Origin of the sequence: Phenylobacterium sp. (assembly GCF_036263695.1) — a bacterium.
Taxonomy (GTDB): domain Bacteria; phylum Pseudomonadota; class Alphaproteobacteria; order Caulobacterales; family Caulobacteraceae; genus Phenylobacterium.
In genome coordinates, this window is sequence record NZ_DATAGM010000139.1 from 1 (window position 1) to 2579 (window position 2579).

3 protein-coding genes and 1 pseudogene are annotated in these 2579 nt (G+C 68.2%); 3 read left to right on the forward strand and 1 reads right to left on the reverse strand.

The window, feature by feature from the left end; all coding sequences use genetic code 11:
• Positions 1-162: pseudogene (locus VHK87_RS05565) on the forward strand (5-aminolevulinate synthase); the annotation flags it as partial.
• Between the two features lie 187 nt (positions 163-349).
• On the opposite strand, the gene VHK87_RS05570 reads toward VHK87_RS05565, so the two are convergent.
• The gene (locus tag VHK87_RS05570; RefSeq protein ID WP_329633906.1) at positions 350-781 is read right to left on the reverse strand and encodes a MucR family transcriptional regulator; all 432 of its coding nucleotides are present in this window, start codon (positions 779-781) and stop codon (positions 350-352) included.
• 179 nt (positions 782-960) lie between these two features.
• Here VHK87_RS05570 and glyA point away from each other — a divergent pair, with 179 nt between their 5' ends.
• Together glyA and VHK87_RS05580 are read left to right on the forward strand one after the other, a co-directional pair.
• Positions 961-2250 (forward strand): serine hydroxymethyltransferase, encoded by a 1290-nt coding sequence (gene glyA / locus VHK87_RS05575; RefSeq protein ID WP_329633907.1) that lies wholly within the window; start codon positions 961-963, stop codon positions 2248-2250.
• Positions 2251-2282: 32 nt separating this feature from the next.
• Positions 2283-2579 (forward strand): ATP cone domain-containing protein (locus tag VHK87_RS05580; protein WP_329633908.1); only part of this gene is annotated, 297 nt, incomplete at its 3' end.

The following is a 2579-nucleotide window of genomic DNA, read 5'->3' on the forward strand; positions in this document are numbered from 1 at the left end:
GTCCAGCCGATCAACTATCCGACCGTACCTCGGGGTACGGAGCGGCTGCGGTTCACGCCGTCGCCCGCGCATACCGACGAGATGATGGACAAGCTCCTCGACGCGCTCGAGCAGCTCTGGACCCACTGCAACATCGCGCGCGTCGGCGGAGTGGCGGCCTAACAGCAGCTTTTCACCTCATCCCCTAGCCCATTCCCTCCCCTTCATGAGGAGGGTGGACGCGCGCGCCGGCGCGCGGACGGGTGGGGGAGTCCCGATCATCCCTGACGTTTCTGAAGTCCCAAACTTTCCCACCCGGTTCGTCGCTTCGCGCCGAACCACCCTGCCCACGAAGGGGAGGGAAGGGGTGTTATTTGCGCCGCCTCACGCCGCGGCCGAGCCCGATCTGCTTGGCGAAGTCGCTGCGGCGGGCGGCGTAGGCCGGCGCCACCATGGGATAGTCGGCCGGCAGGCCCCAGCGGCGGCGGTAATCGTCCGGGCTCATGTTGTAGCGCGAGCGCAGATAGCGCTTGAGCATCTTCAGCTTCTTGCCGTCTTCCAGGCAGACGATGAAGTCGTGCTGGACGGACTTGTTGACAGGCACCGCCGGCTTGGGCCGCTCTTCGGCGGCGATCGGCGGCGCCTGGCCCAGGCCCTCCAGCGCCTGGTGGACCGAGCGGATCAGTTCAGGGACGACGTCGACCGGCACGGAATTGCGGCTGACATAGGCCGACACGATCTCGGCCCCGAGGCGCACAAGCTCCTCACCCGAAGTCCCTTCGGGCTCGCCGTCCATGCTCATTCAACTCCCCCTCGGACGAGACCACGACACGCCGGGGCGCACGTGCACGCGTGCACTCCAGGCGAGCGAGGAACGCCGATGGGCCTGCGGCGGTTCCGAGGGTTTGGGCGCGACCCGCCTTGGTTTATGAGACCGCCAAACCGCCGCTCCCCGACTCCTGCCGAAAAGGTCCACCGCCCATGACCGTCCACGCTCCGCCCAAGTCCGACGCCTTCTTCACCCGCAACCTGGCCGACGCCGATCCCGAGTTGTTCGGCATCGTCGACCACGAGCTCAAGCGCCAGCAGGAGCAGATCGAGCTGATCGCCTCCGAGAACATCGTCTCGCGCGCCGTGCTGGAAGCGCAGGGCAGCGTGCTCACGAACAAGTACGCCGAGGGCTATCCTGGCCGGCGCTACTACGGCGGCTGCGAAGTGGTGGACAAAGCCGAGACCCTGGCCATCGAGCGGGCCAAGCAGCTGTTCGGCTGCCAGTTCGCCAACGTCCAACCGCACTCGGGCAGCCAGGCCAACCAGGCGGTGTTCATGGCCACCATGGTCCCCGGCGACACCTTCATGGGCATGAACCTGGATCACGGCGGCCACCTGACCCACGGCAAGAGCGTCAACCAGTCGGGCAAGTGGTTCCGGCCGGTGGCCTATGGGGTGCGGGCCCAGGACCACACCATCGACTACGACCAGGCCGAAGAGGTCGCCCTGGCCGAGAAGCCGAAGGTGATCATCGCCGGGGCGACGGCCTACTCGCGGGTGATCGACTTCGCCAGGTTCCGGCAGATCGCCGACAAAGTGGGCGCGGTGCTGATGGCCGACATCGCCCACTACGCTGGCCTGGTGGCGGCCGGGGAGTACCCGAACCCGTTCCCGCACGCCCATGTCGTCACGACCACCACCCACAAGACCCTGCGCGGGCCCCGCGGGGCGATGATCCTGACCAACGACAAGAAGCTGGCCAAGAAGATCGACAGCGCGGTCTTCCCGGGGCTGCAGGGCGGGCCGCTGATGCACGTCATCGCCGCCAAGGCGGTGGCCTTCGGCGAGGCCCTGCGGCCGGAGTTCAAGGACTACGCCAAGGCCGTCGTGGAGAACGCCCGGGCGTTCGCCGATGCGCTGCAGGCCAACGGCTTCAAGATCGTCTCCGGCGGCACCGACAGCCACCTGATGCTGGTCGACCTGACGCCCAAGGGCGTGAGCGGGGCCGACGCCGAGATCGCCCTGGAGCGGGCCGGCATCACCACCAACAAGAACAACATCCCCAACGACCCGCTGCCGCCGCTGCAGACCTCGGGCCTGCGGGTCGGCACCCCGGCCGGCACCACCCGCGGCTTCGGCCCGGACGAGTTCCGGCAGATCGCCCGCTGGATGGCCGAAGTGCTCGACGGCCTCTCCCGCGGCGAGGACAATGCGGCTGTGGAAGCGAAGGTGCGCGAGGAGGTCTTGGCGCTCACCCGCCATTTCCCCATCTACAGCTAATAGCGTACAAGGGGCCGCGGAGGGGCTAGATCATGCGTTGCCCGTTTTGCGGTCACCCCGAGAGCCAGGTGAAGGACAGCCGCCCGTCCGAGGACGGCGCGGCCATCCGGCGCCGGCGGCTGTGTCCCCATTGCGAGGGCCGCTTCACCACCATGGAGCGGGTGCAGCTGCGCGAGCTGACCATCGTCAAGCGCTCGGGCCGGCGAAGCCCGTTCGAGCGGGAGAAGCTGGCCCGCTCGGTCTACATCGCCCTGCGCAAGCGGCCGGTGGACGCCGAGCGCGTCGAGCAGATGATCAACGCCATCGTTCGCCAGCTGGAGAGCCGGGGC